Origin of the sequence: Chromobacterium violaceum ATCC 12472 (assembly GCF_000007705.1) — a bacterium.
In the GTDB taxonomy this organism is placed as follows: Bacteria; Pseudomonadota; Gammaproteobacteria; order Burkholderiales; family Chromobacteriaceae; genus Chromobacterium; species Chromobacterium violaceum.
On sequence record NC_005085.1, the window covers coordinates 964,506 to 990,239 of the forward strand.

Sequence of the window (25,734 nt, forward strand, 5' to 3'; positions counted from 1 at the left end):
ACGGTATTCATCATTCGAATGATTCTGGTTTTGCAGAGCGGGGAAGAAAAATTAGGACGTGATAGTACATTGACATTTCGTGTTTGTCATTTTTGTCCGGCCGGGCAGTGGCGAGGCGGAGGGAAGTGGGGCATGGTTCAGAGACCGAGACTCTGAGGCCGCGAGATGAAAAAGCTTTTCCTGCTCGGCTTGCTGTTGGGCGCGGACCTGTGCCTGGCCGAAGTATTCAAGTGCCGGAACGCCGACGGCGGCGTGGTCTATGGCCAGCAGCCATGCCCAACCGGCAGCCGGCCGGTGGAGATGGCCACGCATCCGTTCAGCGTGATCGAACAGAATGATGCGGGCCAGGCGGCGCAGCGCTACCGCGAGCAATTGCGGCAGTGGTCCGACAAGCGCGACAAGAATCGTCAGGCGGATGCCAGGATGGAACAGCGCGAGCGGAGCGTCCAGCGCAGGAAATGGCTGGCCGAGCGCGAGCACTGCCGCCGGCTGGACGCCAAGCGCGCGGCGCTGGACGCGAACCTGCGCCGCGGCCAGCCGCTGCGGGAGGCCGAACGCGCGAAGTCGCGGCTTGCCAAGGTGGAGGATCAGATGCAGGATCGGGCATGCCATCTATATAAGGAGGATTGATGGGCGCTTACCGCTTCCAGATCGTCAACGTGTTCGCCGAGCAGCGTTTCGGCGGCAACCCGCTGGCGGTGTTCACCGATGCCTCGGGCCTGTCCGGCGAGGAAATGCAATTGATCGCGCGGCAGTTCAACCTATCGGAGACCGTGTTCCTGTTTCCCGGCGACGCCGAATGCGCGGCCAGCCTGCGCATCTTCACGCCGAGCTACGAATTGCCGTTTGCCGGCCACCCCACGCTGGGCAGCGCCGCCGCGCTGCACGCGCGCGGCGAGCTGGGCGACGATTTCACGCTGCGCACCCGCTCCGGCCTGATTCCGATCACGCATCGGGACGGCGTGTTCCGGCTGCAAGCATTGCCTGCGACCGCCAGGCCGGGCTGCGGGATCGACGAGGCCGCGGCGATGCTGGGGCTGTCCGCGCAGGATGTGCTGCATGCGCCGCAATGGGTGGATGCCGGCAGCGCGCAGCTGCTGATCGGCCTCTCCAGCCGCGAGGCGGTGCTGCGCGCCCAGCCCGATCCGGCGCTGTTCGTCCGGCATGCGACGCTGCGGCCTGGACGCAGCATCGCCTATGTCTGGCATCAGGACGATGGCGTCGCCACGGTCCGGCTGTTCTTCGAGCAGCTGGGCGCTGTGATCGAGGATCCCGGCACCGGCAGCGCCTGCGCCAATCTTGGCGGCTGGTGCGCGCTGAACGGCCTGGCGCCGCTGTCGTGGCGGGTGGAGCAGGGCGAGGCCATCAACCGGCCCAACGCGCTTTACCTGGACGTGGACGCGGCCGGCGCGGTCCGCGTGGGCGGACGGGCCCAGTTCATGGGCGAAGGCGTGTTCCGCTGCTGATTCCGTTAGCCGGCTTGACTGGCCTGCCGGCTATTGGCATCCTAGAGCCGCTACTCCAAACCGCTGTTTCATAACAAACGAGACGAGGAAAAAAACATCATGATCCGAATCGCCAAAGCCGCCTGCCTCGCGACTGCGCTGGGCCTGCTCAGCCAGCTGGCGCTGGCAGGCAGCGCCGCTGGCCTGTGGAAGACCATAGACGACGAAACCAAGCAGGCCAAGGCCCTGGTGCAGATCAACGAGGGCGCCAACGGCGAGCTGACCGGCAAGGTGATCAAGCTCTACCTGCATCCCGACGCGGTGTGCGACAAATGCGACGGCGCCAACAAGGGCAAGCCGGTGAACGGCATGCAGATCCTGTGGGGCCTGAAGAAGAACGGAGAGGAATGGTCGGATGGCCAGATCCTGGATCCGAAGTCCGGCAAGATCTACACCTCCGGCGCCAAGCTGATGGACGACGGCAAAAAGCTGCGCGTGCGCGGCTACATCGGTCCCTTCTTCCGCACCCAGGTGTGGGAGCGCCAGCAGTAAGCCGGCAGTTCTGACCGAATGACGAGGCGGAAGCCGGCGCGAGCCGCTTCCGCCTTTCGCATTGTTGGGTACAATCGCTACTCATGAATTCGCCGATCGATCTCGCCAACCAGCCGCCGGCGGCGCCGGCCGCGCTGGTCAAAAAGCTGGAAAAGCTGGGCATACGCCGCCGCTTCGACCTGGTGCTGCACCTGCCGCTGCGCTACGAGGACGAAACCCACATCTATCCGATCGCCGACGCGCCTTACGGCCAGCCGGCGCTGGTGGAGGGCACCGTCACCGCGCACGAGGTCAGCTACAAGCCGCGCAAGCAGCTCAGGGTGCAGATCGAGGACGGCAGCGGCACGCTGATGCTGCGCTTCATCCATTTCTACCCCAGCCAGCTCAAGCAGTTCGCCGAGGGCAGCCGCATCCGCGCGCTGGGCGAAATCCGCCGCGGCTTCGCCGGCGACGAGATGGTCCATCCCAAGACCCGCGAGGTGCGCGAGGGCGCGCCGCTGGCCGACAGCCTGACGCCGGTGTACCCGACGGTCAACGGCCTGACCCAGCCGGTGCTGCGCAAGCTGGTGCATGCCGAGCTGAAATCGCAGCGGCTGGACGAGTTGCTGCCGGCGCCGCTGATGGCGCCGCTGGCGCTGCAGCCGTTCGCCGACGCCATCCGCCTGCTGCACCAGCCGCCGCCGGAATGGTCGGCCCAGCAACTGGCCGATCCGCGGCTGCCGGCCTGGCAGCGGCTGAAATTCGACGAGTTGCTGGCGCAGCAGCTGTCGATGCGCCTCGCCTACCGCGCGCGCCGGCTGGGCCACGCGCCGCGCATCGCCGGCGACGGCAGCCTGAGCGGAAAACTGCTGGCCAGCCTGCCGTTCCAGCTGACCGGCGCCCAGCGCAGGGTGCTGGACGAAATCCGCGCCGACCTGCGCCAGCCGCATCCGATGCACCGGCTGCTGCAGGGCGATGTCGGCAGCGGCAAGACCATCGTCGCCGCCCTGGCCGCGCTGTCGGCGATCGAGGCCGGCTACCAGGTGGCGCTGATGGCGCCGACCGAAATCCTGGCCGAGCAGCATTACCTGAAGCTGTCCGGCTGGCTGGCGCCGTTGGGGCTGGGCGTGTCCTGGCTGTCCGGCAGCCTGCGGAAGAAGGCGAAGCAGCAGGCGCTGGACGAGATCGCCTCCGGCCAGTGCCGGCTGGCAGTGGGCACTCATGCCCTGTTCCAGGACGACGTCGCCTTCCAGAAGCTGGGGTTGGCCATCGTCGACGAGCAGCACCGCTTCGGCGTCGGCCAGCGGCTGGCGCTGCAGGACAAGGGCGAGGAGCCGCACCAACTGATGATGTCGGCCACGCCGATTCCGCGCACGCTGGCGATGAGCTTCTACGCCGATCTCGACGTATCGGCGATAGACGAGCTGCCGCCGGGCCGCACGCCCATCGTCACCAAGCTGATCGGCAGCCCGCGCCGCGCCGAGGTGGTGCAGTTCGTCGAGAAGACCTGCGCCGAGGGCAACCAGGCCTACTGGGTGTGCCCGCTGATCGAGGAGTCCGAGGCGCTGCAGCTGCAGACGGCGGTGGATTGCCACCAGCAGCTGCAGCAGGATTTGCCGGGCCGCCGCATCGGCCTGGTGCACGGCCGGATGAAGGCGGCGGAGAAGGCCGAGGCGATGGCGGCGTTCGGAGCGGGCCAGCTGGACGTGCTGGTGGCGACGACGGTGATCGAGGTCGGCGTCGACGTGCCCAACGCCAGCCTGATGGTGATCGAGCACGCCGAGCGCATGGGCCTGGCCCAGCTGCACCAGCTGCGCGGGCGGGTGGGGCGGGGCAGCGCCAGGAGCGTGTGCGTGCTGTTGTTCGAGAACCCCTTGTCCGATCTGGCCAAGGCCCGGCTGAAGGTGATCTACGAGAATACCGATGGTTTCGAGATCGCGCGCCAGGATCTGCAGATCCGCGGCCCGGGCGAATTCCTGGGCGCGCGGCAGAGCGGCCTGCCCATGCTGCGCTTCGCCGACCTGGAGCAGGACCAGGCGCTGCTGGAGGCCGCGCGCGATTTGGCGCCGGTGCTGCTGGAACGTTGGCCGAGAGAGGCCGAGGCGCATCTGGAGCGCTGGCTGGCCGGGCGCGAGCAATTCCTCAAGGCATAAAAAAATCCGCCGCGATTGGGGGAAATCGCGGCGGCGAGGGAGGATTGCTGCAAACAAAAGAAACCATTAATGAAGCAGGCGTATATTAGCAAACAGTGAATTTTTCGTTCAAGCGCGGACAGCCGCTCCGTTGACCTGGATCAAGCAAGAAAAAAGCCGCTCATCGAGCGGCTTTTGCGTTTGGGCGCGGTTTGGGTCAGAACCACTGCGCCGCCAGGTAGTACAGGCCGGCGGCCAGGGCCATCGAGGCCGGCAGCGTGAACAGCCAGGCCAGCGCGATGGAGCGCACGGTGCTCATCTGCAGGCCGGCCTTGTCGGCGATCATGGTGCCGGCCACGCCGCTGGACAGCACATGGGTGGTGGACACCGGGAAGCCGAACCAGCTGGCCAGGCCGATGGAGACGGCGGCGGTGGTCTGCGCGGCCACGCCCTGGGCGTAGGTCATGTCCTTCTTGCCTATGCCTTCGCCCACGGTCTTCACCACGCGGCGCCAGCCTATCATGGTGCCGATGCCCAGCGCCAAGGCCACGGCGACGATCACCCAGGTGGGCGCGTATTCGGTGGTGGTGGTCAGGTCCTTGCGCAGATTGCTCAGCAGCTGCTTGTCGTCGGACGACAGCTTGGGCAGGTCGGCGGCCTTCTTGGCGGCGTCGTCCAGGCACAGGAGCTGGGTGCGCACGTCCCAGCGCTGCGAGGCGCTGAGGGTGTGGTAATCGTTGCCGTCGCCCATCAGTTTCAGCAGCTGGTCGGCGGTGGCCACGGTCTGCTGCGGGTGGCACTCGTACTGGCTGGTGCTGTTCGACTTGACGATGATCTTGGACAGGTCGGCCTCATGGCGCTGGTAGAACTGCTGCAGGTGCTGCGCCGCGTCGCGGGTGCGCTCCAGCTGGTACGGCGTGCTGTCCAGGTTCAGCACGAACTTGGCCGGCACGATGCCGATCAGCACCAGCATCACCAGGCCGACGCCCTTCTGGCCGTCGTTGGAGCCGTGGGCGAAGCTGACGCCCATCGCCGACACGATCAGCATGAAGCGGGTCCAGAACGGCGGATGCTTGCGGCCTTCGACTTGCTGGCGCTGGTACGGCGTCTTGTGGACGTTGCTGCGCGGGCGGAAGCGCCGCAGCAGGATGACGATCAGGCCGGCCATCACCGCGCCGGCGATCGGCGACACCAACAGCGAGGCGCCGACGTCGATTGCCTTGCCCCAGTTGATGCCGTGGGACAGCGAGGTGTGGTTGATGAAGCTGTTGGCCACGCCGACGCCCAGGATGGCGCCGATCAGCGTGTGGCTGGACGAGGCGGGCAGGCCCAGATACCAGGTGCCCAGGTTCCACAGGATGGCGGCGGCGAGCAGCGCGAATACCATGGCCATGCCGCGGCTGGTGTTCACCGAGATCAACAGATCCACCGGCAGCAGGTGGACGATGGCGTAGGCGACGGCCAAGCCGCCGCTCATCACGCCGAGGAAGTTGCAGACGCCGGAATAGAACACGGCGAGGCGCGGCTTCATCGACTGGGTGTAGATGACGGTGGCGACGGCGTTGGCGGTGTCGTGAAAACCGTTGATGAACTCAAATGCGAGCACGAAGCCCAGCGAAAGCATCAGCGTGATGGCTACATGGGTATCGAGCCCGGAAAACAGGTCCAGCATGGCGAGTCAGCGTTTATCAGTAAAGGCGGGATTGTTGTGTTCCGCGCCATGGCCGTCAAGTCTTTATAAAAAAAAAACAAAGCGTGTGGTTTTGCCTGCGAAAACGGCAAAATCTTCTTGACAGCCCAGGGTTGCAAGACGGCTAAGTCCATGATTTTACAAAATGGCGTCATCATTATTGCTTAGCCGGAGGGCATGAAAAACGGCTGGCGGCGCGGGGGCGCCAGCCGGATTCCACGGCGGGGGTCAGCCGAATTTGCCGGTGATGTAGTCCTCGGTCGCCTTCTTCTGCGGGGTGGTGAAGATGGTGTCGGTGTTGCCGAACTCCACCAGCTCGCCCAGATACATGTAGGCGGTGTAGTCGGACACCCGCGCCGCCTGCTGCATGTTATGGGTGACGATGGCGATGGTGTAATCCTCTTTCAGTTCGTGGATCAGCTCTTCGATGTGGGCGGTGGAGATCGGGTCCAGCGCCGAGGTCGGCTCGTCCAAGAGCAGCACTTCCGGTTTGGAGGCCACCGCGCGCGCGATGCACAGCCGTTGCTGCTGGCCGCCGGACAGCGAGTTGCCCGACTGCTTGAGCTTGTCCTTCACCTCGTCCCACAGCGCGGCCTTGCGCAGCGCCCACTCGACGCGGTCCTCCATCTCGCCCTTGGACAGCTTCTCATACAGCTTCACGCCGAAAGTGATGTTGTCGTAGATCGACATCGGGAACGGCGTCGGCTTCTGGAACACCATGCCCACCTTGGCGCGCAGCAGGTTGACGTCGATGTCGCGCCCCAGGATGTTCTGGCCGTCCAGCATGATCTCGCCCTCGGCGCGCAGGCCGGGGTAGAGCTCGTACATGCGGTTGAAGGTGCGCAGCAGCGTCGACTTGCCGCAGCCGGACGGGCCGATGAAGGCGGTCACCTTGCGCGGCGCGATCTCCAGCTGAATGCCCTTCAGCGCGTGGAAGTTGCCGTAGAAGAAGTTCAGGTCGCGGACCTCGAGCTTGGAGGCGGTGCTGGTCATGGTTGTCATGCCTTAATTCGATTGATTCTTGCGGCCGCCCATCCAGCGGGCGACGATGTTCAGGGCGAGGACGCTGAAGGTGATCAGCAGCGAGCCGGCCCAGGCCAGCTGGTGCCAGTCCTCGTAGGGGCTCATCGCGAACTGGAAGATCACGATGGGCAGGTTGGCCATCGGCTGGTTCATATTGCTGTTGAAGAACTGGTTGTTCAGCGCGGTGAACAGCAGCGGCGCGGTTTCGCCGGAAATGCGCGCCACGGCCAGCAGGATGCCGGTGAGCACGCCGGCCTTGGCCGCGCGCAGCGTCACGGTCAACGTCACCTTCCATTGCGGCGCGCCCAGCGCGGCGGCGGCTTCGCGCAGGCTGCCCGGCACCAGGCGCAGCATGTTCTCGGTGGTGCGCACCACCACCGGGATCACCAGGATGGCCAGCGCGAAGGAGCCGGCCCAGCCGGAAAAGTGTCCGACCGACACCACGTACACCTCGTACACGAACAGGCCGATCACGATGGAGGGCGCCGACAGCAGGATGTCGTTGATGAAGCGGGTGGCCGGCGCCAGCCAGCCGCGCTGGCCGAACTCGGCCAGGTAGATGCCGGCCAGGATGCCGATCGGCGTGCCGAACAGCGTGCCGAAGCCGGTCATCACCAGGCTGCCGTAGATGGCGTTGGCCAGGCCGCCGGCGGATCCCGGCGGCGGCGTGCTTTCGGTGAACACCTGCCAGTTGATGCCGGACAGACCATGCTGCAGCAGCGTGATCAGGATCCAGAACAGCCAGAACAGGCCGAAGGCCATGGTCAGGATGGAGGCGACCATGGTCAGGCGGTTGGTCAGCCGGCGCCGGCGGTAGACGGCGCTGTCCTGCTTCAGGCCGGAGGCGGGGGCGGTGCGCAAGGCGTCGTTCATTGTCGCTTGGCTCATCGTTGAGACGTCTTTCATGTCAGGAAGGCTTGCCTTCCTGTTTCTTCAGGCGGAGCAGCAGCAGCTTGGAGCAGGACAGCACCACGAAGGTGATGAAGAACAGGATCAGGCCCAGCTCGATCAGCGAGCCCATGTACAGGTCGCCGTTGGCCTCTGCGAACTCGTTGGCCAGCGAGGAGGCGATCGAGTTGCCCGGCTCGAACAGGCTGGTGGAAAAGCGGGTGGAGTTGCCGATCACGAAGGTGACGGCCATGGTCTCGCCCAGCGCGCGGCCCAGGCCCAGCATGATGCCGCCGACCACGCCGGTCTTGGTGTAGGGCAGCACCACGTGGCGCACCACCTCCCAGGTGGTGGAGCCGAGGCCGTAGGCCGACTCCTTCAGCATGGTCGGCACCACTTCGAACACGTCGCGCATCACCGAGGCGATGAAGGGGATCACCATGATGGCCAGGATCAGGCCGGCGGTGAACAGGCCGATGCCCATCGGCGCGCCCTGGAACAGGAAGCCGATCAGCGGGGCCTCGCCCAGGTGGTCGATGATCCACGGCTGGATGTGGTCGGCGAAGAAGGGCGCGAACACGAACAGGCCCCACATGCCGTAGATGATGGACGGGATGCCGGCCAACAGCTCGACGGCGATGCCCAGCGGGCGCTTCAGCCAGGTTGGGCACAGCTCGGTCAGGAACAGCGCGATGCCGAAGCTGACCGGCACGCCGATCAGCAGGGCGATGAAGGAGGTGGCCAGGGTGCCGAAGATGGGCACCACGGCGCCGAATTTGCCCTGCACCGGATCCCAGTCGGTATTGAACAGGAAGCTCCAGCCGAAGCCCTTGATCGCGGGCATGGCGCCGGCCAGCAGCGAAAGAAGGATGCCCACCAGCAGCGCCAGCACCAGGAAGGCGAAGCAGCGGGTGGTCACGCGGAAGGTTTTGTCCAGCAGCTGCTGGCGCCCCAGCTGCTGCTCATTGCTCAGTTTATGCATGCGCCGATTCTTGATGGTTCAGACACAAGGCCGGAGGAAGCGAACTCCCCCCGGCCCGGATGCGACAGTATAAGCGCCGCCGGTCAGTTCCAGACAGCCTTGCCGCTGCCGTCGGTGATCTGTTTCCAGCTGGTGCGGATCACGCCCTTCACATTGTCGGGCATCGGAATGTAGTCCAGCTCCTGCGCGGTCTTGTCGCCGTTCTTGTAAGCCCAGTCGAAGTATTTCAGCACTTCGGCGGCTTGGGCCGGCTTGTCCTGCTTCTTGTGCATCAGGATGAAGGTGGCGCCGGCGATCGGCCAGCTGGCCTTGCCCGGCTGGTTGGTCAGCAGCAGGTAGAAGCCCGGGGCCTTTTTCCAGTCGGCGTTGGCCGCGGCGGCCTTGAACGAGGCCTCATCCGGCTTCACGAAAGCGCCGGCCTGGTTCTGCAGCAGGCCGTAGGCCAGCTTGTTCTGCTTGGCGTAGGCGTATTCGACGTAGCCGATGGCGCCCTTGATGCGCGACACGTAGTTGGCCACGCCTTCGTTGCCCTTGCCGCCGACCGAGCTGCCCTTCCAGCTGACGGCGGTGTTGGAGCCGACGTCTTTCGCCCATTCCGGCGAAACCTTGGACAGGTAATTGGTGAAGATGAAGGTGGTGCCGGAGCCGTCGGAGCGGCGCACCACCGAGATGCGCTGGTCAGGCAGCTTGACGCCCGGGTTCAGCTTGGCGATGGCGGCGTCGTTCCATTTGGAAACCTTGCCCATGTAGATGTCGGCCAGCAGCGGGCCGGTGAACTTGATCTGGCCGGCGGCGATGCCCGGGATGTTGTACACCGGCACCACGCCGCCCATCACGGTCGGGAACTGGGTCAGGCCGGCCTTTTCCAGCTCTTCCGGCTTCAGCGGCATGTCGGAGGCGCCGAAATCCACGGTCTTGGACTGGATCTGCTTGATGCCGCCGCCGGAGCCAATGGACTGGTAGTTCATGTTGTTGCCGGTGCTGCCCTTGTACGTCGCCGCCCACTTGGCGTACAGCGGGTAGGGGAAGGTCGCGCCGGCGCCGGTGATGTCAGCCGCGTAGACCGAGCCTGCGATCAGCGTGGAACCCAGGATGGCGGCCAGACGAACAGACTGTTTCATTGCTTAACTCCCGAACGAAAGGATGGGACTGCGTTGTGATGGTCGCCATCGTATCGGGCAAATCTTTCATTAATATTACAAGTCGTAAATGCTTGATCCAGCCCCGTTGGAGCGCGGCGCGGCGGCGCGCTATAATCGGCGCCAAGCAAAACATGGAAGGGGAGAGACGCATGTCCGGCAAACTGGTGATTGGCAACTGGAAGATGAACACCCGCGGCGACAGCGCCCGACAGCTGGCGGCGGCCCTGCTGGCCGACGGGCAGACCAATCGCGAGGGCGTCGGCATCGCCGCTCCCGCCGTCTATCTGGCGGCGCTGGCCGAGCAGCTGAAGGGCGGCAAAATCGCCTTGTCCTCCCAGGACGTCAGCCGTTTCGCCGCCGACGGCGCGTTCACCGGCGAGGTGAGCGCCGCGATGCTGGCCGACGTCGGCTGCCGCTACGCGCTGGTCGGCCACTCCGAGCGCCGCCAGTATTTCCGCGAGGACAACGCGGCGCTGCTGGCCAAGATGCGCAACGCCATCGCCGCCGGCGTGACTCCGGTGCTGTGCGTCGGCGAGACGCTGGCGCAACGGGAGGCGGGCGATTATCTGAACGTGGTGCGGGAACAGCTTGCCATCCTGTCCGATATCGCCGATGGTGAATACGTCGTCGCCTACGAACCGGTATGGGCCATCGGCACCGGCAAGGTGGCGTCGCTTGAGCAGATCGCGGAGATCCATGCATTCATCAAAAATTGGTGCTTGCAAAACGCTGGCGGCTCCGCTAAGATTCGCGTCCTCTACGGCGGCAGTGTCAAAGCAGAGAATGCCGAAGCGATTCTGGCGACGGAAAACGTCGACGGAGCACTGGTCGGAGGAGCCTCTCTGGACGCCGATTCATTCAGAGTGATTTGCCAAGCCGCAGGAAAAATGATATAGTATGGAACTTCTCAAGACGCTTATTTGGATTGTTAATCTGCTGTCCGCAGCATCTATCATCGTCCTTGTTCTGATGCAGCATGGCAAGGGTGCGGATATGGGTGCGGCCTTTGGTAGCGGCTCGTCCGGCAGTCTGTTCGGGGCGTCTGGTTCTGCGAATTTCTTGAGTAGAACGACTGCGGTTGTTGCCGTGGTGTTCTTCTCGACTTCCATGGCGCTGGTGTTTCTTTCCGGGGGTGGAAAGAGCGATCTCGGCGTGATGGGCAATGGCAGTAAGATTGAACAGGTTGCGCCGCAAATCCCGGCAGGCGCGCCTAATAAAAACGCTTCGGGAACGGCTTCCAAGATTCCGGAGTGACAATGTAAAGCTTTGCTGTGCCGACATGGTGAAATTGGTAGACACGCTATCTTGAGGGGGTAGTGGCGAAAGCTGTGTGAGTTCGAGTCTCACTGTCGGCACCACCATTCAAAAACAGGCCACCGGGACTCCGGTGGCCTGTTTTATTTGGAGCCAAGAGGGGGCGACCCCTCTTTTTTTGGGGGTGTACGGGAAATGCTGCAAAACTACTTTCCCATTCTGATGTTTGTCATCGTCGGACTTCTGGTCGGCGTGGGCCCAATCGTCTTGGGCAAACTGCTGGCGCCGAATCGTCCCGACGCTGAAAAACTTTCTCCATACGAATGCGGCTTCGAGGCCTTCGAAGATGCCCGCATGAAGTTTGACGTCCGCTACTACCTGATCGCCATTCTCTTCATCCTGTTCGACCTGGAAATCGCCTTCCTGTTTCCGTGGGCCGTGGTGTTGAAGGATCTGGGCGTCTATGGTTTGGGCGTGATGGTCGAGTTTCTGGCCGTGCTGACGCTCGGCTTCGTCTACATGTGGAAGAAGGGAGCTCTGGAATGGGAGTAGAAGGGATTCTAGAGAAAGGCTTCGTCACGACGACAGCCGACAAGCTTATCAACTATACCCGCACGGGTTCGCTGTGGCCGATGACCTTTGGCCTGGCCTGTTGCGCGGTGGAGATGATGCACGCCGGCGCGGCGCGCTATGACCTCGACCGCTTCGGCGTCGTTTTCCGCCCCAGCCCCCGCCAGTCCGACCTGATGATCGTCGCCGGCACGCTGTGCAACAAGATGGCTCCGGCCCTGCGCAAGGTTTACGACCAGATGGCCGAGCCGCGCTGGGTGATCTCGATGGGTTCCTGTGCCAACGGCGGCGGCTACTACCATTATTCCTATTCCGTTGTTCGTGGTTGCGACCGCATCGTGCCGGTCGATGTCTACGTGCCGGGCTGTCCGCCGACCGCGGAGGCGCTGCTGTACGGCATCATCCAGCTGCAGAACAAGATCAAACGTACCAACACCATCGCCCGCTAAGGTAGAAACTATGGCCTCCAAGAAAATGGAAGCGCTGGGTTCGGTCGTGGCCGAGGCGCTGGGCGACAAGCTCGTGCGCAGCACACTGGCCCTGGACGAGCTGACCATCGTGTGCAAGGCGTCCGATCTGCTGTCCGTCGCGCAGACGCTGCGCGACCACGCCGATCTCGCCTTCGAGCAGTGCATCGACGTCTGCGGCATGGACTACAGCGCCTATCGTGACGAGCCGTGGGACGGCCCGCGCTTCGCCGCCGTGTACCACCTGCTGTCTGTCAAGCTGAACCACCGCATCCGCCTGCGCGTCTTCGCCGAGGACGACGATTTCCCGGTCATCCCGTCGGTCAACGGCATCTGGAATGCCGCCAACTGGTTCGAGCGCGAAGCGTTCGACCTGTACGGCATCGTGTTCGAAGGCCACCCCGACCTGCGCCGCCTGCTGACCGACTACGGTTTCGTCGGCCATCCTTTCCGCAAGGACTTCCCGTTGTCCGGCTACGTGGAAATGCGCTACGACCCGACCCAGCAGCGCGTGATCTATCAGCCTGTCACCATCGAACCGCGCGAAATCACCCCGCGCATCATCCGCGAGGAGAATTACGGTGGCTGAGATCCGTAACTACACCCTCAACTTCGGCCCGCAGCACCCGGCCGCGCACGGCGTGCTGCGCCTGGTGCTGGAGCTGGACGGCGAAGTCGTCCAGCGCGCCGACCCGCACATCGGCCTGCTGCATCGCGGCACCGAGAAGCTGGCCGAAAGCAAGACCTTCATCCAGTCGCTGCCCTACATGGACCGTCTCGACTACGTGTCGATGATGTGCAACGAGCACGCGTACTGCCTGGCGATCGAGAAGATGATGGGCATCGAGGTGCCCGAGCGCGCGCAATACATCCGCGTGATGTTCGCCGAGATCACCCGCATCCTGAACCACCTGCTGTGGATCGGCGCCCACGCGCTGGACATCGGCGCGATGACCATGTTCCTGTACGCGTTCCGCGAGCGCGAGGACCTGATGGATTGCTACGAGGCGGTTTCCGGCGCGCGGATGCACGCGGCCTACTTCCGTCCGGGCGGCGTCTACCGCGACCTGCCGGACAGCATGCCGCAGTACACCGTGTCCAAGATCAAGAACGCCAAGGAGCTGGCGCGCCTGAATGAAGGCCGCAAGGGCTCGATGCTGGACTTCATCGAAGACTTCACCAAGCGCTTCCCGACCTATGTCGACGAATACGAGACCCTGCTGACCGACAACCGCATCTGGAAGCAGCGGACCGTGGGCATCGGCGTGGTGACGCCCGAGCGCGCGCTGAACCTCGGCATGACCGGTCCGATGCTGCGCGGCTCCGGCATCGCCTGGGACCTGCGCAAGACCCAGCCTTACGACGTCTACGACAAGATGGACTTCGACGTGCCGGTGGGCGTGGGCGGCGACTGCTACGACCGCTACCTGGTCCGCGTCGAGGAAATGCGCCAGTCCAACCGCATCATCCAGCAGTGCGTGGCCTGGCTGCGCGCCAATCCCGGCCCGGTGATCACCGACAACCATAAGGTGGCTCCGCCTTCGCGCGAAGGCATGAAGTCCAACATGGAAGACCTGATCCACCACTTCAAGCTATTCACCGAAGGCATGCACGTGCCGGAAGGCGAGGCTTACGCCGCGGTGGAGCACCCGAAGGGCGAGTTCGGCATCTACCTGGTGTCCGACGGCGCCAACAAACCGTACCGCCTGAAAATCCGCGCGCCGGGCTATGCCCACTTGGCCGCGCTGGACGAGATGGCCACCGGCCACATGATCGCCGACGTCGTCGCGATCATCGGTACGCAGGATATCGTGTTTGGGGAGATTGACCGCTGATGCTGTCCGCACAATCGCTAGCCTTGATCGACCGCGAGGTCGCCAAATATCCGGCCGACCAGAAGCGCTCCGCCGTCATGGGCGCGCTGCGCATCGCGCTGGACGAGCGGCGCGCCGCCGGTGAAACCCCGGAAGCGCGCTGCCTGAACCCGGAGCTGATCGAATTCGTCGCGAACTACCTGGGCATCGCCCCGGTGGCCGCCTACGAAGTCGCCACCTTCTACAACATGTACGACATGAAGCCGGTGGGCAAATTCAAGATCACCGTCTGCACCAACCTGCCCTGTGCGCTGTCCGGCGGCGTCAACGCCGCGGAGTACATCTCGAAGAAGCTGGGCATCGCCATCGGCGAAACCAGCGCCGACGGCATGTACACCCTGCTGGAAGGCGAATGCATGGGCGCCTGCGGCGACGCGCCGGTCTTGCTGGTGAACAACCACAAGATGTGCAGCTTCATGACGCCCGAAGCAATCGATAAAAAACTGGCGGAGTTGAAATAATGGCTGTCTTCGCTAATGGCGTGATTTTCGACGGCGTCGACACCGCGCAGCCCGACTGCTGGCGTCTGGACGCCTACGTGGCCCGCGGCGGCTACCAGGCGCTGCGCCGCATCCTCGACTCCAAGATGACGCAAGAGGACGTGATCGCGGAAGTGAAGAACTCCGGCCTGCGCGGCCGCGGCGGCGCGGGCTTCCCGACCGGCCTGAAATGGAGCTTCATGCCGCGCTCGTTCCCGGGCGACAAATACGTCGTCTGCAACACCGACGAGGGCGAGCCGGGCACCTTCAAGGACCGCGACATCATCCGCTACAACCCGCACTCGCTGATCGAGGGCATGATCATCGCCGGTTACGCGATGGGCACCAAGGCGGGTTACAACTACATCCACGGCGAAATCTTCGAAGACTACCTGCTGTTCGAGGAAGCGCTGGAAGAGGCGCGCAAGGCGGGCTTCCTGGGTCAGAACATCCTGGGCTCCGGCTTCAACTTCGAGCTCTACGCCCATCACGGCTACGGCGCCTACATCTGCGGCGAGGAAACCGCGCTGCTGGAGTCGCTGGAAGGCAAGAAGGGCCAGCCGCGCTTCAAGCCGCCGTTCCCGGCCAGCTTCGGCCTGTACGGCAAGCCGACCACCATCAACAACACCGAATCGTTCGCCTCGGTGCCGTTCATCATCCGCGACGGCGCGCAGACCTTCCTCGAGAAGGGCAAGCCGAACAACGGCGGCACCAAGCTGTTCTCGGTTTCCGGCCACGTCAACCGTCCGGGCAACTACGAGATCGCGCTGGGCACCCCGTTCTCCGAGCTGCTGGAAATGGCCGGCGGCATGCGCGACGGCAAGAAGCTGAAGGCGGTGATCCCGGGCGGCTCGTCCGCTCCGGTGCTGCCGGCCGACATCATGATGCAGTGCACCATGGACTACGACAGCATCGCCAAAGCCGGTTCGATGCTGGGTTCGGGCGCCGTGATCGTGATGAACGAGGACGTGTGCATGGTCAAGGCGCTGGAGCGTCTGGCCTATTTCTACCACGAAGAATCCTGCGGCCAGTGCACGCCGTGCCGCGAAGGCACCGGCTGGCTGTACAAGGTGATCCATCGCATCGCCAGCGGCCAGGGCCGCAAGGGCGATCTGGAGCTCCTGGATTCCGTGGGCAACAACATGGCCGGCCGCACCATCTGCGCGCTGGCCGACGCCGCGGTGTTCCCGGTTCGCAGTTTCACCAAGCATTTCCGCAACGAGTTCGAGTACGCGATCGAACACGGAAAGACCTTGGTGGATCACAAATGGTGTTGAGCGATGCTTGAAATCGAAATCGACGGTAAGAAACTGACGGTGCCGCAAGGCAGCACCGTCATCGAGGCTGCCCACTCGGTGGGCACCTACATTCCGCACTTCTGCTACCACAAGAAGCTGTCCATCGCGGCCAACTGCCGGATGTGCCTGGTGGAAGTGGAAAAGGCGCCGAAGCCGCTGCCGGCCTGTGCCACGCCGGTCACCGACGGCATGAAGGTCCATACCGCGTCGCCGCTGGCCAAGAAGGCCCAGCAGGGCGTGATGGAATTCCTGCTGATCAACCACCCGCTGGATTGCCCGATCTGCGACCAGGGCGGCGAATGCCAGCTGCAGGATCTGGCCGTGGGCTACGGCAACTCCACCTCGCGCTACGAGGAAGACAAGCGCGTGGTGGTGGGCAAGGACATGGGCCCGCTGGTCTCCGCCGAGGAAATGTCGCGCTGCATCCACTGCACGCGCTGCGTCCGCTTCACCGAGGAAGTGGGCGGCTTCCAGGAAATCGGCATGGCCAACCGCAGCGAGTTCTCCGAGATCCTGCCCTTCCTGGGCAAGACCGTGGACTCGGAAATCTCCGGCAACGTCATCGACCTGTGCCCGGTGGGCGCGCTGACCTCCAAGCCGTTCCGCTACACTACCCGCGCCTGGGAACTGTCCCGCCGCAAGTCGGTGAGCCCGCACGACGGCTTGGGCTCCAACCTGGTGGTGCAGGTGAAGAGCAACGAAGTGATGCGCGTGCTGCCGCTGGAAAACGAGGCCATCAACGAGTGCTGGATCGCCGACCGCGACCGTTTCTCCTACGAAGGCCTGAACAGTGCCGAGCGCCTGCAGAAGCCGATGATCAAGTTCGACGGCAAGTGGCACGAGACCGACTGGGAAACCGCGCTGAACTACGTGGTCAAGGGCCTGAGCGGCGTGTCCGCCGATCACGGCAAGGACGCCATCGGCTTCCTGCTGAATCCGCACTCCACCACTGAAGAACTGCACCTGGCGCAGAAGCTGGCGCGCGCCTTCGGCGTCGAAGCCGTCGACTACCGCCTGGGCCGCAGCGACTTCTCCGCGGACAGCGCCAAGCAGGGCGCGGAATGGCTGGGCTCCTCCATCGTCGAACTGGCCGAGGCCAAGTCGGTGCTGGTGGTCGGCTCCACGCTGCGCAAGGAACAGCCGCTGCTGGCTTCGCGCCTGCGCCAGTCCGTCAAGAAGGGCGGCGAGCTGAACATTATCCATGTCGCCGACGACAATCTGCTGACCCAGATCAAGGGCAAGCTGATCGTGTCGCCGCTGGCGCTGGTGAACGCGCTGTCGCAAGTGCTGAAGGCCGTGGCCGAGATCAAGTCGGGCGCGAGCGAGATCGATCTGGCCGCGGTGGAAGTGTCCGCCGAAGCCCGCCGCATCGCCGAAAGCCTGACCGGCGCGGAAACCGCGTCCGTCGTGCTGGGCAACGTGGCGCAGCGCCATCCGGCCTACGGCCAGCTGCTGTCGCTGGCCCAGGAGATCTCCCGCCTGTCCGGCGCGCGTTTCGGCATCCTGGCCGAAGCCGCCAACAGCGTGGGCGCCGAACTGGTGGGCGCGCTGCCCAAGAACGGCGACAACGCCGCCGCGATGATCGCCAAGCCGAAGAAAGCCTACTTCCTGCTGAACGCCGAAGTGGAGTTCGACAGCTACAACCCGCAGGCCGCCGTGGCCGCGATGAAGCAGGCCGCCACCGTGATCGCGCTGACCGCCTACAAGGGCCAAGGCCTGCTGGACTACGCCGACGTGCTGCTGCCGATCGCGCCGTTCTCCGAGACCGCCGGCTCCTTCGTCAACATGGAAGGCAAGCTGCAGACCTTCAACGGCGTGGTGAAGCCGCTGGGCGAAACCCGTCCGGCCTGGAAGGTGCTGCGCGTGCTGGGCAATATGCTGAACCTGTCCGGCTTCGAGCAGAACAGCGCCGAGGAAGTGCGCGCCGAGTTCGGCGACTTCGCGTCCAGGCTGAACAACGCGCTGTCCAAGGTCGCCGCCAATCCGGCCGCCGGTTCCGGCATCGTCCGCGTCGGCGAAGTGCCGATGTACCAGGCCGACGCCATCTGCCGCCGCGCGCCGTCGCTGCAAGCCACCAACGAGGCCAAGGGCGCCGCAACCGCCCACGCGCACAGCAGCCTGTTGGCCAAGCTGGGCGTGGCCGCCGGCTCCACCGCGCTGCTGAAGCAGGGCGAGGGCGAGGCTCGCGTCCGGATCGAAGCCGACGACAGCCTGCCGGCCGACGTGGTACGGGTTGCCGCAGCGCACGCTTCCACGCTGGCGCTGGGCGGCATGTTCGACGCAATCGAGATCAAGCAGGGGTAAGCGATGGAGTTCTTGCAAGGTATTCTTGGCACTGACGCGGGGCTCCTGGTGTGGACCCTGCTGAAGATCATCGCCATCGTGCTGCCGATGTTGGGCTGCGTGGCGTATCTGACGCTGGCCGAGCGCAAGGTGATCGGCTACATGCAGATCCGCATCGGCCCCAACCGCGTGGGTCCGTTCGGCCTGCTGCAGCCCATCGCCGACGCGGTGAAGCTGCTGATGAAGGAAATCATCCTGCCGACCAACTCCAGCAAGGGCCTGTTCCTGCTGGCGCCGGTGCTGTCCATCGGACCTGCGCTGGCGGCCTGGGCGGTGATTCCGTTCACCGACAAGCTGGTGCTGGCCAACGTCAACGCCTCGCTGCTGTACATCCTGGCGCTGACCTCGATGGGTGTGTACGGCGTGATCATCGCCGGCTGGGCGGGCAACTCGAAGTACTCCTTCCTCGGCGCGATGCGTTCCGCCGCCCAGATCGTCTCGTACGAACTGGCGATGGGCTTCGCGCTGGTGGGCGTGCTGATGGTTTCCGGCAGCCTGAACCTGGTCGACATCGTGCATCAGCAGTCGTTCGGCAAGGGCGGCGGCTCCATCCTGTCCTGGAACTGGATTCCGCTGTTCCCGCTGTTCATCGTCTACCTGATTTCCGGCGTGGCCGAAACCAACCGCGCGCCGTTCGACGTGGCGGAAGGCGAATCCGAAATCGTCGCCGGTTTCCACGTGGAATACTCGGGCATGGCGTTCGCGATCTTCTTCCTGGCCGAGTACGCCAACATGATCCTGGTCGCCGCGCTGACCTCGCTGCTGTTCCTGGGCGGCTGGCTGTCGCCGTTCCCGGCTTCCTGGGGCATCCTGGGCGCCGGCGGCTTCTTCTGGCTGGCGGTCAAGATGGCGCTGGTGCTGTTCTGCTTCCTGTGGTTCCGCGCCACCTTCCCGCGCTATCGCTATGACCAGATCATGCGTTTGGGCTGGAAGGTGTTCATCCCGGTGACCCTGGTGTGGATCCTGGTGGTTGGCGCGTGGATGTTTAGCCCGCTGTCCATCTGGAAGCTCTGAGACAGGGGATAGGTGAAAAAATGAATTCGATCCGCAACTTTTTCAAGACCTTCCTGCTGGTGGAGCTGGTCAAGGGCCTGATGGTCACTGGCCGCTACTTCTTCGCCCGCAAGATCACCGTGCAGTTCCCGGAAGAGAAGACGCCGATTTCGCCGCGTTTCCGCGGCCTGCACGCGCAGCGCCGCTACGCCAACGGCGAAGAGCGCTGCATCGCCTGCAAGCTGTGCGAGGCGGTGTGCCCGGCGATGGCGATCAGCATCGAGTCCGAGCAGCGCGAAGACGGCACCCGCCGCACCTCGCGCTACGACATCGACCTGACCAAGTGCATCTTCTGCGGCTTCTGCGAGGAAGCCTGTCCGGTGGACGCCATCGTGGAAACCCACATTTTCGAATACCACGGTGAAAAACGTGGCGACCTCTACTACACCAAGCCGATGCTGCTGGCGATCGGCGACAAGTACGAGGCCGAAATCGCCGCCAACAAGGCGGCCGACGCCAAGTATCGCTAAGGGGAGGCCATGAACCTAACTACGGTAATTTTCTACGTTCTGTCCGCCATCCTGGTCTTCGCCGGCCTGCGCGTGGTGACGGCCAAGAACCCGGTGCACGCCGCGCTGTACCTGGTGCTGGCCTTCTTCACCAGCGCCGGCCACTGGCTGCTGATGGAGTCGGAGTTCCTGGCGATCACCCTGGTGCTGGTCTACGTCGGCGCGGTGATGGTGCTGTTCCTGTTCGTGGTGATGATGCTGGACATCAACATCGAGAAGCTGCGCGAAGGCTTCTGGAAGAACCTGCCGGTGGCCGCCACCGTCGGCGCCATCATGGTGTTCGAAATGGCGCTGATCCTGGTCAGCCCGCAAGCCAGCCTGTCCCAGTACAAGGCTGCCGCGCCGCTGGCCGCCGACTTCAGCAACGTGAAGATGCTGGGCAGCCAGCTGTACACCACCTACCTGCTGCCGTTCGAGATCGCCGCCGTGGTGCTGCTGCTGGCGATGATCGCCGCCATCGGCCTGACCATGCGCACGCGCAAGGACAGCAAGGTGATCGACCCCGCCGTCCAGGTGAAGGTACGCCGCGAAGACCGCGTCCGCATCGTCAAGATGGACGCCGTGAAAAAAGTGGAAGAAGCCGAACAGGCCGATTCCGGTGAGCAACAGGCCTGACGGCCAATCAACCAATAAGGGAGGAAACGTGCTGACACTGACTCACTTTCTGGTGCTGGCCGCCATCCTGTTCGCCATCAGCGTGCTCGGTATTTTCCTGAACCGGAAAAACCTGATCATTCTGCTGATGGCCATCGAGCTGATGCTGCTGGCGGTGAATTTCAACTTCATCGCGTTTTCGCACTACCTGTCGGATTCGGCAGGCCAGATCTTCGTGTTCTTCATCCTGACGGTTGCCGCCGCCGAGTCCGCCATTGGTCTGGCGATCCTGGTGGTGCTGTTCCGCAACCTGCAGAGCATCAACGTTGAAGACTTGGGCAGCCTCAAGGGCTAACGGCAAACCGGAACCATTACAAAGCACAAAAGCATGGATATGAAGAGCTTATACCTGCTGATTGCACTCGCCCCGCTGGCGGGTTCCATCATTGCGGGCCTGTTTGGATGGGCGATCGGACGGCGCGCTTCGCACGTCGTCACGATAGCCGGCGTGGCGGTGTCCGCCGCGCTGTCGCTCAAGGTGCTTCTGGGTTTCCTCAACGGAAGCGCGGAAGTGTTCAACGGACCGGTCTACACCTGGCTGACCGTCGGCGGCTACGAGTACTCGGTCGGCTTCCTGGTCGACTCGCTGACCGCGATGATGCTGGTGGTGGTCACCAGCGTGTCGCTGATGGTGCATATCTACACCATCGGCTACATGCAGGATGATCCGGGCTACCAGCGTTTCTTCAGCTACATCTCGCTGTTCACCTTCTCGATGCTGATGCTGGTGATGAGCAACAACTTCGTCCAGCTGTTCTTCGGCTGGGAAGCGGTGGGCCTGGTGTCCTACCTGCTGATCGGCTTCTGGTTCAAGCGTCCGACGGCGGTGTTCGCCAACCTGAAGGCCTTCCTGGTCAACCGCGTCGGCGACTTCGGCTTCCTGCTGGGCATCGGCCTGGTGCTGGCCTACTTCGGCGGCTCGCTGAACTACAGCGACGTGTTCGCCGCGGCGCCGGTGCTGGCCCACAAGACCATCGAGATCATCCCCGGCCAGCAGTGGTCGCTGCTGACCGTCACCTGCATCCTGCTGTTCATCGGCGCGATGGGCAAGTCCGCCCAGTTCCCGCTGCACGTGTGGCTGCCGGACTCGATGGAAGGCCCGACCCCGATCTCGGCGCTGATCCACGCGGCCACCATGGTGACCGCAGGCATCTTCATGGTGTCGCGCATGAGCCCGCTGTTCGAGATGTCCGACACCGCGCTGAACGTGGTGATGGTGGCAGGCTCGATCACCGCGCTGTTCATGGGCTTCCTCGGCATCGTCCAGAACGACATCAAGCGCGTGGTGGCTTACTCCACGCTGTCGCAGCTGGGCTACATGACCGTGGCGCTGGGCGCGTCGGCGTACTCGGTGGCGATGTTCCACGTGATGACCCACGCCTTCTTCAAGGCGCTGCTGTTCCTGGCGGCCGGCTCGGTGATCATCGGCATGCACCACGATCAGGACATGCGGAACATGGGCGGCCTGCGCAAGTACATGCCCATCACTTGGCTGACCTCGCTGCTGGGCTCGCTGGCGCTGATCGGCACGCCGTTCTTCTCCGGCTTTTACTCCAAGGACTCGATCATCGAGGCGGTCGCCGCTTCGCACCTGTCCGCGGCCGGTTTCGCCTACTTCGCCGTCGTGGCCGGCGTGTTCGTCACCGCCTTCTACTCCTTCCGCATGTACTTCCTGGTCTTCCACGGCAAGGAGCGCTGGATGGAGAACCATGGTTCGCACCACGAGCACCATGGCGACAGCGATGAGGAAGAAGTGTCCCACGACCACCACCATGGCCTGGGCCCGAACGACAAGCCGCACGAATCGCCGTGGGTGGTGACCCTGCCGCTGGTGCTGCTGGCCATTCCGTCGGTGCTGGTGGGCTACTTCGCCATCGACAAGCTGGTCTATGGCGATTTCTTCAAGGGCGTGATCTCGGTCAACAACGAGGCGCACCCGGGCATGGAAGAGCTGGCGCACGAGTTCCACGGCGCAGCCGCCATGACCTTGCACTCGTTCACCACGCTGCCGCTGTGGCTGGCCATCGCCGGCGTCGTCGTGGCCTGGTACTTCTACATGAAGGCGCCGCACATCCCGGCCGCCATCAAGGAAAAGTGCGCCCCGATCCACAAGCTGCTGGAAAACAAGTACTACCTGGACGAGATCTACTTCGCCGTGTTCGCCAAGGGTTCCCGCGCCATCGGCACCTTCTTCTGGAAGGTGGGCGACATGCTGCTGATCGACGGCCTGGTGGTGAACGGCACCGCCAAGCTGGTGGGCTGGTTCTCCAGCGTGGTGCGCCGCGCGCAGACCGGTTTCATCTACAGCTACGCCACCGCGATGATCATCGGCGTGCTGGGTCTGATGACCTGGTGGTTCCTGCCGCTGATCCTGCGCTGAGTCCGGATTCCGGGATTGAAATAACAATATAGGTTTGACTATGTCCACAAATCTGTTAAGTCTGGTGATCTGGACGCCGATACTGGCCGGCCTGGCAGTGCTGGCCACCGGCGGCGACCAGCGCGCGCCGCTGGCGCGCTGGCTGGCGGTGGCGGGAGCCCTGGCGGGCTTCCTGCTGTCGATCCCGCTGTTCACCGAGTTCAACAACCTGAGCGGCGGCATGCAGTTCGAAGAGATGAAGCCGTGGATCGCTTCGCTCAACATCAACTACCACCTGGGCGTGGACGGCATCTCGATGCTGTTCGTGGTGCTCAACAGCTTCACCACGCTGCTGGTGGTGATCGCCGGCTGGGAAGTGATCCAGAAGCGCGTGTCGCAGTACATGGCCGCCTTCCTGATCATGTCCGGCCTGATCAACGGCGCCTTCGCCGCGCTGGACGCCATCCTGTTCTATGTCTTCTTCGAAGGCATGCTGATCCCGATGTATTTGATCATCGGCGTCTGGGGCGGTCCGCGTCGCGTCTACGCGTCGATCAAGTTCTTCCTGTACACGCTGCTCGGCTCGCTGCTGATGCTGGTCGCGCTGATCTACCTGTACTTCCAGGCCGGCAAGAGCTTCGAGATCCTGGCCTTCCACGACATCGCCAAGATTACGTTGACGGCGCAGATCCTGCTGTTCGTCGCCTTCTTCCTGTCGTTCGCGGTGAAGGTGCCGATGTGGCCGGTGCATACCTGGCTGCCCGACGCGCACGTGGAGGCGCCGACCGGCGGCTCCATGGTGCTGGCCGCGATCACGCTGAAGATCGGCGCCTACGGCTTCCTGCGGTTCGCGCTGCCCATCCTGCCGGACGCGTCGCGCGAGCTGTCGCCCATCATCATCGGCCTGTCGCTGGTGGCGGTGGTCTACATCGGCCTGGTGGCGCTGGTGCAGTCCGACATGAAGAAGCTGGTGGCCTACTCGTCCATCTCCCACATGGGCTTTGTGACCCTGGGCCTGTTCCTGTTCGCCGGCAGCGAGATGAACCAATGGGCGGTCGAAGGCGCGCTGGTACAGATGGTGTCCCACGGTTTCGTCTCCGCCGCGATGTTCTTCTGCATCGGCGTGATGTACGACCGCGTGCATAGCCGCAACATCGCCGACTACGGCGGCGTGGCCAACAAGATGCCGATCTTCGCCGCTTTCATGATGCTGTTCGCGATGGCCAACTCCGGCCTGCCGGCCACGTCCGGCTTCGTCGGCGAATTCATGGTGATCATGGGTTCGGTGCAGGTGAACTTCTGGTACGCCGCGCTGGCCGCCACCACGCTGATCTTCGGCGCCGCCTACACGCTGTGGATGTACAAGCGCGTGATCTTCGGCGATGTGGCCAACCCGCACGTGGCGGAGCTGTCCGACGTCAACAAGCGCGAGTTCCTGGTGCTGGCCATCCTGGCGCTGATGGTGCTGGGCATGGGTCTGTACCCGCAGGCTTTCGTCGCCAAGATGCACCTGGCGGTCAACGACCTGATCACGCACGTCGCGCAGACCAAGCTGCCGTAAGGACGGAAGGAATACACACAAATGAATTGGGCTGATCTCAACCTGATACCCGCGATGCCGGAGCTGTTCCTGATTGGCGCGTTGCTGGTGGTGCTGATGCTGGATCTTTTCATCCCCGATGAAAAGCGCTGCGTCACCTACGGCCTGACGCTGCTGACCCTGGTGGGCGCCGCCGCCGCGCAGGTATGCACCTTTACCCCGTACCCGGTGACCACCTTCTCCGGCATGTTCGTCGCCGATCCGCTGGCGGCGCTGGTCAAGCTGGCGATGTACGGCGTCACCGCCATCGTGCTGGTGTACAGCCGCCAGTACACCGCCGACCGTGGCCTGTTCAAGGGCGAGTACTTCTCGCTGTCGCTGTTCGCGCTGTTGGGCATGAACCTGATGGTGTCCGCGTCCCACTTCCTGACCCTGTACATGGGCCTGGAGCTGCTGTCGCTGGCGCTGTACTCGCTGATCGCGCTGCAGCGCGACTCCGTCCCGGCCACCGAGTCGGCGATGAAGTACTTCGTGCTGGGCGCGCTGGCCTCCGGCCTGCTGCTGTACGGCATCTCGATGATTTACGGCGCCACCGGCTCGCTGGAGCTGGCCGCGGTGGCCAAGTCGATCAAGTCGCATTCCGCCAACGGCGTGCTGCTGATCTTCGGCCTGGTGTTCATCGTCGCCGGCCTGAGCTTCAAGCTGGGCGCCGTGCCGTTCCACATGTGGGTGCCTGACGTTTACCAGGGCTCGCCGACCTCCGTCACGCTGATGGTCGGCGCCGCGCCCAAGCTGGCCGCCTTCGTGTTCGTGCTGCGCATCCTGGCCCAGGGCCTGGACGCGCTGGCCGGAGAGTGGCAGGGCATGCTGGTGATCGTCGCCGTGCTGTCGATGGCGATCGGCAACATCACCGCCATCGTGCAGACCAACATCAAGCGCATGCTGGCTTACTCCACCATCTCGCACATGGGCTTCCTGCTCTTGGGCGTGCTGGCCGGCACCAAGCAGGGCTACTCCGCCGCGCTGTTCTACGCGGTGGTGTACGTGGCCATGTCCATGGTCGGCTTCGGCATCATCCTGGCGCTGTCGCGCAAGGGCTTCGAGTGCGAGAAGATCGATGACTTGAAGGGCCTGAACAGCCGCAACAGCTGGTACGCGTTCCTGATGCTGCTGGCCATGTTCTCGATGGCGGGCATCCCGCCGCTGGCAGGCTTTTACGCCAAGTTCGCGGTGGTCCAGGCGGTGGTGCAGATCGGCATGATCAAGCTGGCCGTGTTCTCGGTGCTGATGTCGGTGATCGGCGCGTTCTACTACCTGCGCGTGGTCAAGGCCATTTACTTCGACGACGCCCAGGACAGCGCCCCGATCGCCGTGCGCGCCGACATGAAGCTGGTGCTGTCGCTGAACGCGCTGGCCCTGCTGGCGGTGGGCATCCTGCCGCAGTCGCTGCTCGAGCTGTGCGCGCAGGCGATGCGCCAGTCGCTGGGCATGATGTAAGGAC

At 63.9% G+C, this 25,734-nt stretch carries 25 protein-coding genes and 1 tRNA gene; 21 read left to right on the top strand and 5 right to left on the bottom strand.

What is annotated here, in order from left to right:
- The first annotated feature begins 165 nt into the window (after positions 1–165).
- The 4 genes from CV_RS04530 to recG all read left to right on the top strand — a co-directional run bounded on the left by CV_RS04530 (position 166) and on the right by recG (position 4,129).
- Positions 166–630: a DUF4124 domain-containing protein gene (locus CV_RS04530; protein WP_011134485.1), complete on the top strand. Its 465-nt coding sequence runs from the start codon at positions 166–168 to the stop codon at positions 628–630.
- A complete protein-coding gene (locus tag CV_RS04535) occupies positions 630–1,466 on the top strand; it encodes a PhzF family phenazine biosynthesis protein (RefSeq protein WP_011134486.1) in 837 nt (278 codons plus the stop codon). The genes CV_RS04530 and CV_RS04535 overlap by 1 nt, the downstream gene beginning before the upstream one ends.
- 99 nt (positions 1,467–1,565) lie before the next feature.
- Positions 1,566–1,997 (top strand): DUF2147 domain-containing protein, encoded by a 432-nt coding sequence (locus CV_RS04540; RefSeq protein WP_011134487.1) that lies wholly within the window; start codon positions 1,566–1,568, stop codon positions 1,995–1,997.
- Positions 1,998–2,080: 83 nt separating this feature from the next.
- Positions 2,081–4,129 (top strand): ATP-dependent DNA helicase RecG, encoded by a 2,049-nt coding sequence (gene recG / locus CV_RS04545; RefSeq protein WP_011134488.1) that lies wholly within the window; start codon positions 2,081–2,083, stop codon positions 4,127–4,129.
- A gap of 196 nt (positions 4,130–4,325) precedes the next feature.
- Here the strand turns inward: recG and CV_RS04550 are convergent, their stop codons facing one another.
- From CV_RS04550 to pstS, 5 genes are all read right to left on the bottom strand, one after another.
- Positions 4,326–5,780, bottom strand: a complete 1,455-nt coding sequence (locus tag CV_RS04550) for an inorganic phosphate transporter (RefSeq protein WP_011134489.1) — start codon at positions 5,778–5,780, stop codon at positions 4,326–4,328.
- A 246-nt stretch (positions 5,781–6,026) separates the two neighbouring features.
- Positions 6,027–6,800, bottom strand: coding sequence for a phosphate ABC transporter ATP-binding protein PstB (gene pstB / locus CV_RS04555; protein WP_011134490.1), 774 nt, complete (start codon positions 6,798–6,800; stop codon positions 6,027–6,029).
- A 3-nt stretch (positions 6,801–6,803) separates the two neighbouring features.
- Entirely contained in the window at positions 6,804–7,694 is an 891-nt protein-coding gene (pstA, locus tag CV_RS04560; RefSeq protein WP_076227590.1) for a phosphate ABC transporter permease PstA, read from the bottom strand.
- A gap of 34 nt (positions 7,695–7,728) precedes the next feature.
- Positions 7,729–8,691, bottom strand: coding sequence for a phosphate ABC transporter permease subunit PstC (gene pstC / locus CV_RS04565; RefSeq protein ID WP_011134492.1), 963 nt, complete (start codon positions 8,689–8,691; stop codon positions 7,729–7,731).
- 83 nt (positions 8,692–8,774) lie between these two features.
- A complete protein-coding gene (pstS, locus tag CV_RS04570) occupies positions 8,775–9,812 on the bottom strand; it encodes a phosphate ABC transporter substrate-binding protein PstS (RefSeq protein ID WP_011134493.1) in 1,038 nt (345 codons plus the stop codon).
- 170 nt (positions 9,813–9,982) lie between these two features.
- On the opposite strand from pstS, the gene tpiA reads away from it, so the two are divergent.
- The 17 genes from tpiA to nuoN all read left to right on the top strand — a co-directional run bounded on the left by tpiA (position 9,983) and on the right by nuoN (position 25,730).
- Positions 9,983–10,729 carry a triose-phosphate isomerase gene (gene tpiA, locus CV_RS04575; protein WP_011134494.1) on the top strand — a complete coding sequence of 249 codons (747 nt, stop codon included), beginning with the start codon at positions 9,983–9,985 and terminating at the stop codon, positions 10,727–10,729.
- A 1-nt stretch (position 10,730) separates the two neighbouring features.
- Positions 10,731–11,087, top strand: coding sequence for a preprotein translocase subunit SecG (gene secG, locus CV_RS04580; RefSeq protein ID WP_011134495.1), 357 nt, complete (start codon positions 10,731–10,733; stop codon positions 11,085–11,087).
- 19 nt (positions 11,088–11,106) lie between these two features.
- Positions 11,107–11,191: transfer RNA gene (locus CV_RS04585), tRNA-Leu, on the top strand.
- Between the two features lie 91 nt (positions 11,192–11,282).
- Positions 11,283–11,639, top strand: coding sequence for an NADH-quinone oxidoreductase subunit A (locus CV_RS04590; protein ID WP_011134496.1), 357 nt, complete (start codon positions 11,283–11,285; stop codon positions 11,637–11,639).
- A complete protein-coding gene (locus tag CV_RS04595; RefSeq protein ID WP_011134497.1) occupies positions 11,630–12,106 on the top strand; it encodes a NuoB/complex I 20 kDa subunit family protein in 477 nt (158 codons plus the stop codon). Before CV_RS04590 ends, CV_RS04595 begins: the two co-directional genes overlap by 10 nt.
- 10 nt (positions 12,107–12,116) lie before the next feature.
- On the top strand, positions 12,117–12,713 hold the full coding sequence (locus CV_RS04600) for an NADH-quinone oxidoreductase subunit C (RefSeq protein WP_011134498.1): 597 nt from the start codon (positions 12,117–12,119) through the stop codon (positions 12,711–12,713).
- Positions 12,706–13,959 (top strand): NADH-quinone oxidoreductase subunit D, encoded by a 1,254-nt coding sequence (locus CV_RS04605; RefSeq protein WP_011134499.1) that lies wholly within the window; start codon positions 12,706–12,708, stop codon positions 13,957–13,959. Before CV_RS04600 ends, CV_RS04605 begins: the two co-directional genes overlap by 8 nt.
- A complete protein-coding gene (gene nuoE, locus CV_RS04610) occupies positions 13,959–14,459 on the top strand; it encodes an NADH-quinone oxidoreductase subunit NuoE (protein WP_011134500.1) in 501 nt (166 codons plus the stop codon). Before CV_RS04605 ends, nuoE begins: the two co-directional genes overlap by 1 nt.
- The gene (nuoF, locus tag CV_RS04615) at positions 14,459–15,754 is read left to right on the top strand and encodes an NADH-quinone oxidoreductase subunit NuoF (protein WP_011134501.1); all 1,296 of its coding nucleotides are present in this window, start codon (positions 14,459–14,461) and stop codon (positions 15,752–15,754) included. Before nuoE ends, nuoF begins: the two co-directional genes overlap by 1 nt.
- A gap of 3 nt (positions 15,755–15,757) precedes the next feature.
- Entirely contained in the window at positions 15,758–18,079 is a 2,322-nt protein-coding gene (gene nuoG, locus CV_RS04620) for an NADH-quinone oxidoreductase subunit NuoG (RefSeq protein WP_011134502.1), read from the top strand.
- Between the two features lie 3 nt (positions 18,080–18,082).
- Positions 18,083–19,132, top strand: a complete 1,050-nt coding sequence (gene nuoH, locus CV_RS04625) for an NADH-quinone oxidoreductase subunit NuoH (protein WP_011134503.1) — start codon at positions 18,083–18,085, stop codon at positions 19,130–19,132.
- A gap of 20 nt (positions 19,133–19,152) precedes the next feature.
- Complete coding sequence (gene nuoI / locus CV_RS04630; RefSeq protein ID WP_011134504.1) at positions 19,153–19,641, top strand: NADH-quinone oxidoreductase subunit NuoI; 489 nt, start codon at positions 19,153–19,155, stop codon at positions 19,639–19,641.
- A 9-nt stretch (positions 19,642–19,650) separates the two neighbouring features.
- Entirely contained in the window at positions 19,651–20,295 is a 645-nt protein-coding gene (locus CV_RS04635; protein ID WP_011134505.1) for an NADH-quinone oxidoreductase subunit J, read from the top strand.
- Between the two features lie 28 nt (positions 20,296–20,323).
- Complete coding sequence (nuoK, locus tag CV_RS04640; protein WP_011134506.1) at positions 20,324–20,629, top strand: NADH-quinone oxidoreductase subunit NuoK; 306 nt, start codon at positions 20,324–20,326, stop codon at positions 20,627–20,629.
- 33 nt (positions 20,630–20,662) lie between these two features.
- Positions 20,663–22,714: an NADH-quinone oxidoreductase subunit L gene (gene nuoL / locus CV_RS04645; protein ID WP_011134507.1), complete on the top strand. Its 2,052-nt coding sequence runs from the start codon at positions 20,663–20,665 to the stop codon at positions 22,712–22,714.
- Between the two features lie 40 nt (positions 22,715–22,754).
- Positions 22,755–24,254, top strand: a complete 1,500-nt coding sequence (locus CV_RS04650; RefSeq protein ID WP_011134508.1) for an NADH-quinone oxidoreductase subunit M — start codon at positions 22,755–22,757, stop codon at positions 24,252–24,254.
- A 21-nt stretch (positions 24,255–24,275) separates the two neighbouring features.
- Positions 24,276–25,730, top strand: coding sequence for an NADH-quinone oxidoreductase subunit NuoN (nuoN, locus tag CV_RS04655; RefSeq protein ID WP_011134509.1), 1,455 nt, complete (start codon positions 24,276–24,278; stop codon positions 25,728–25,730).
- Positions 25,731–25,734 lie beyond the last annotated feature (4 nt).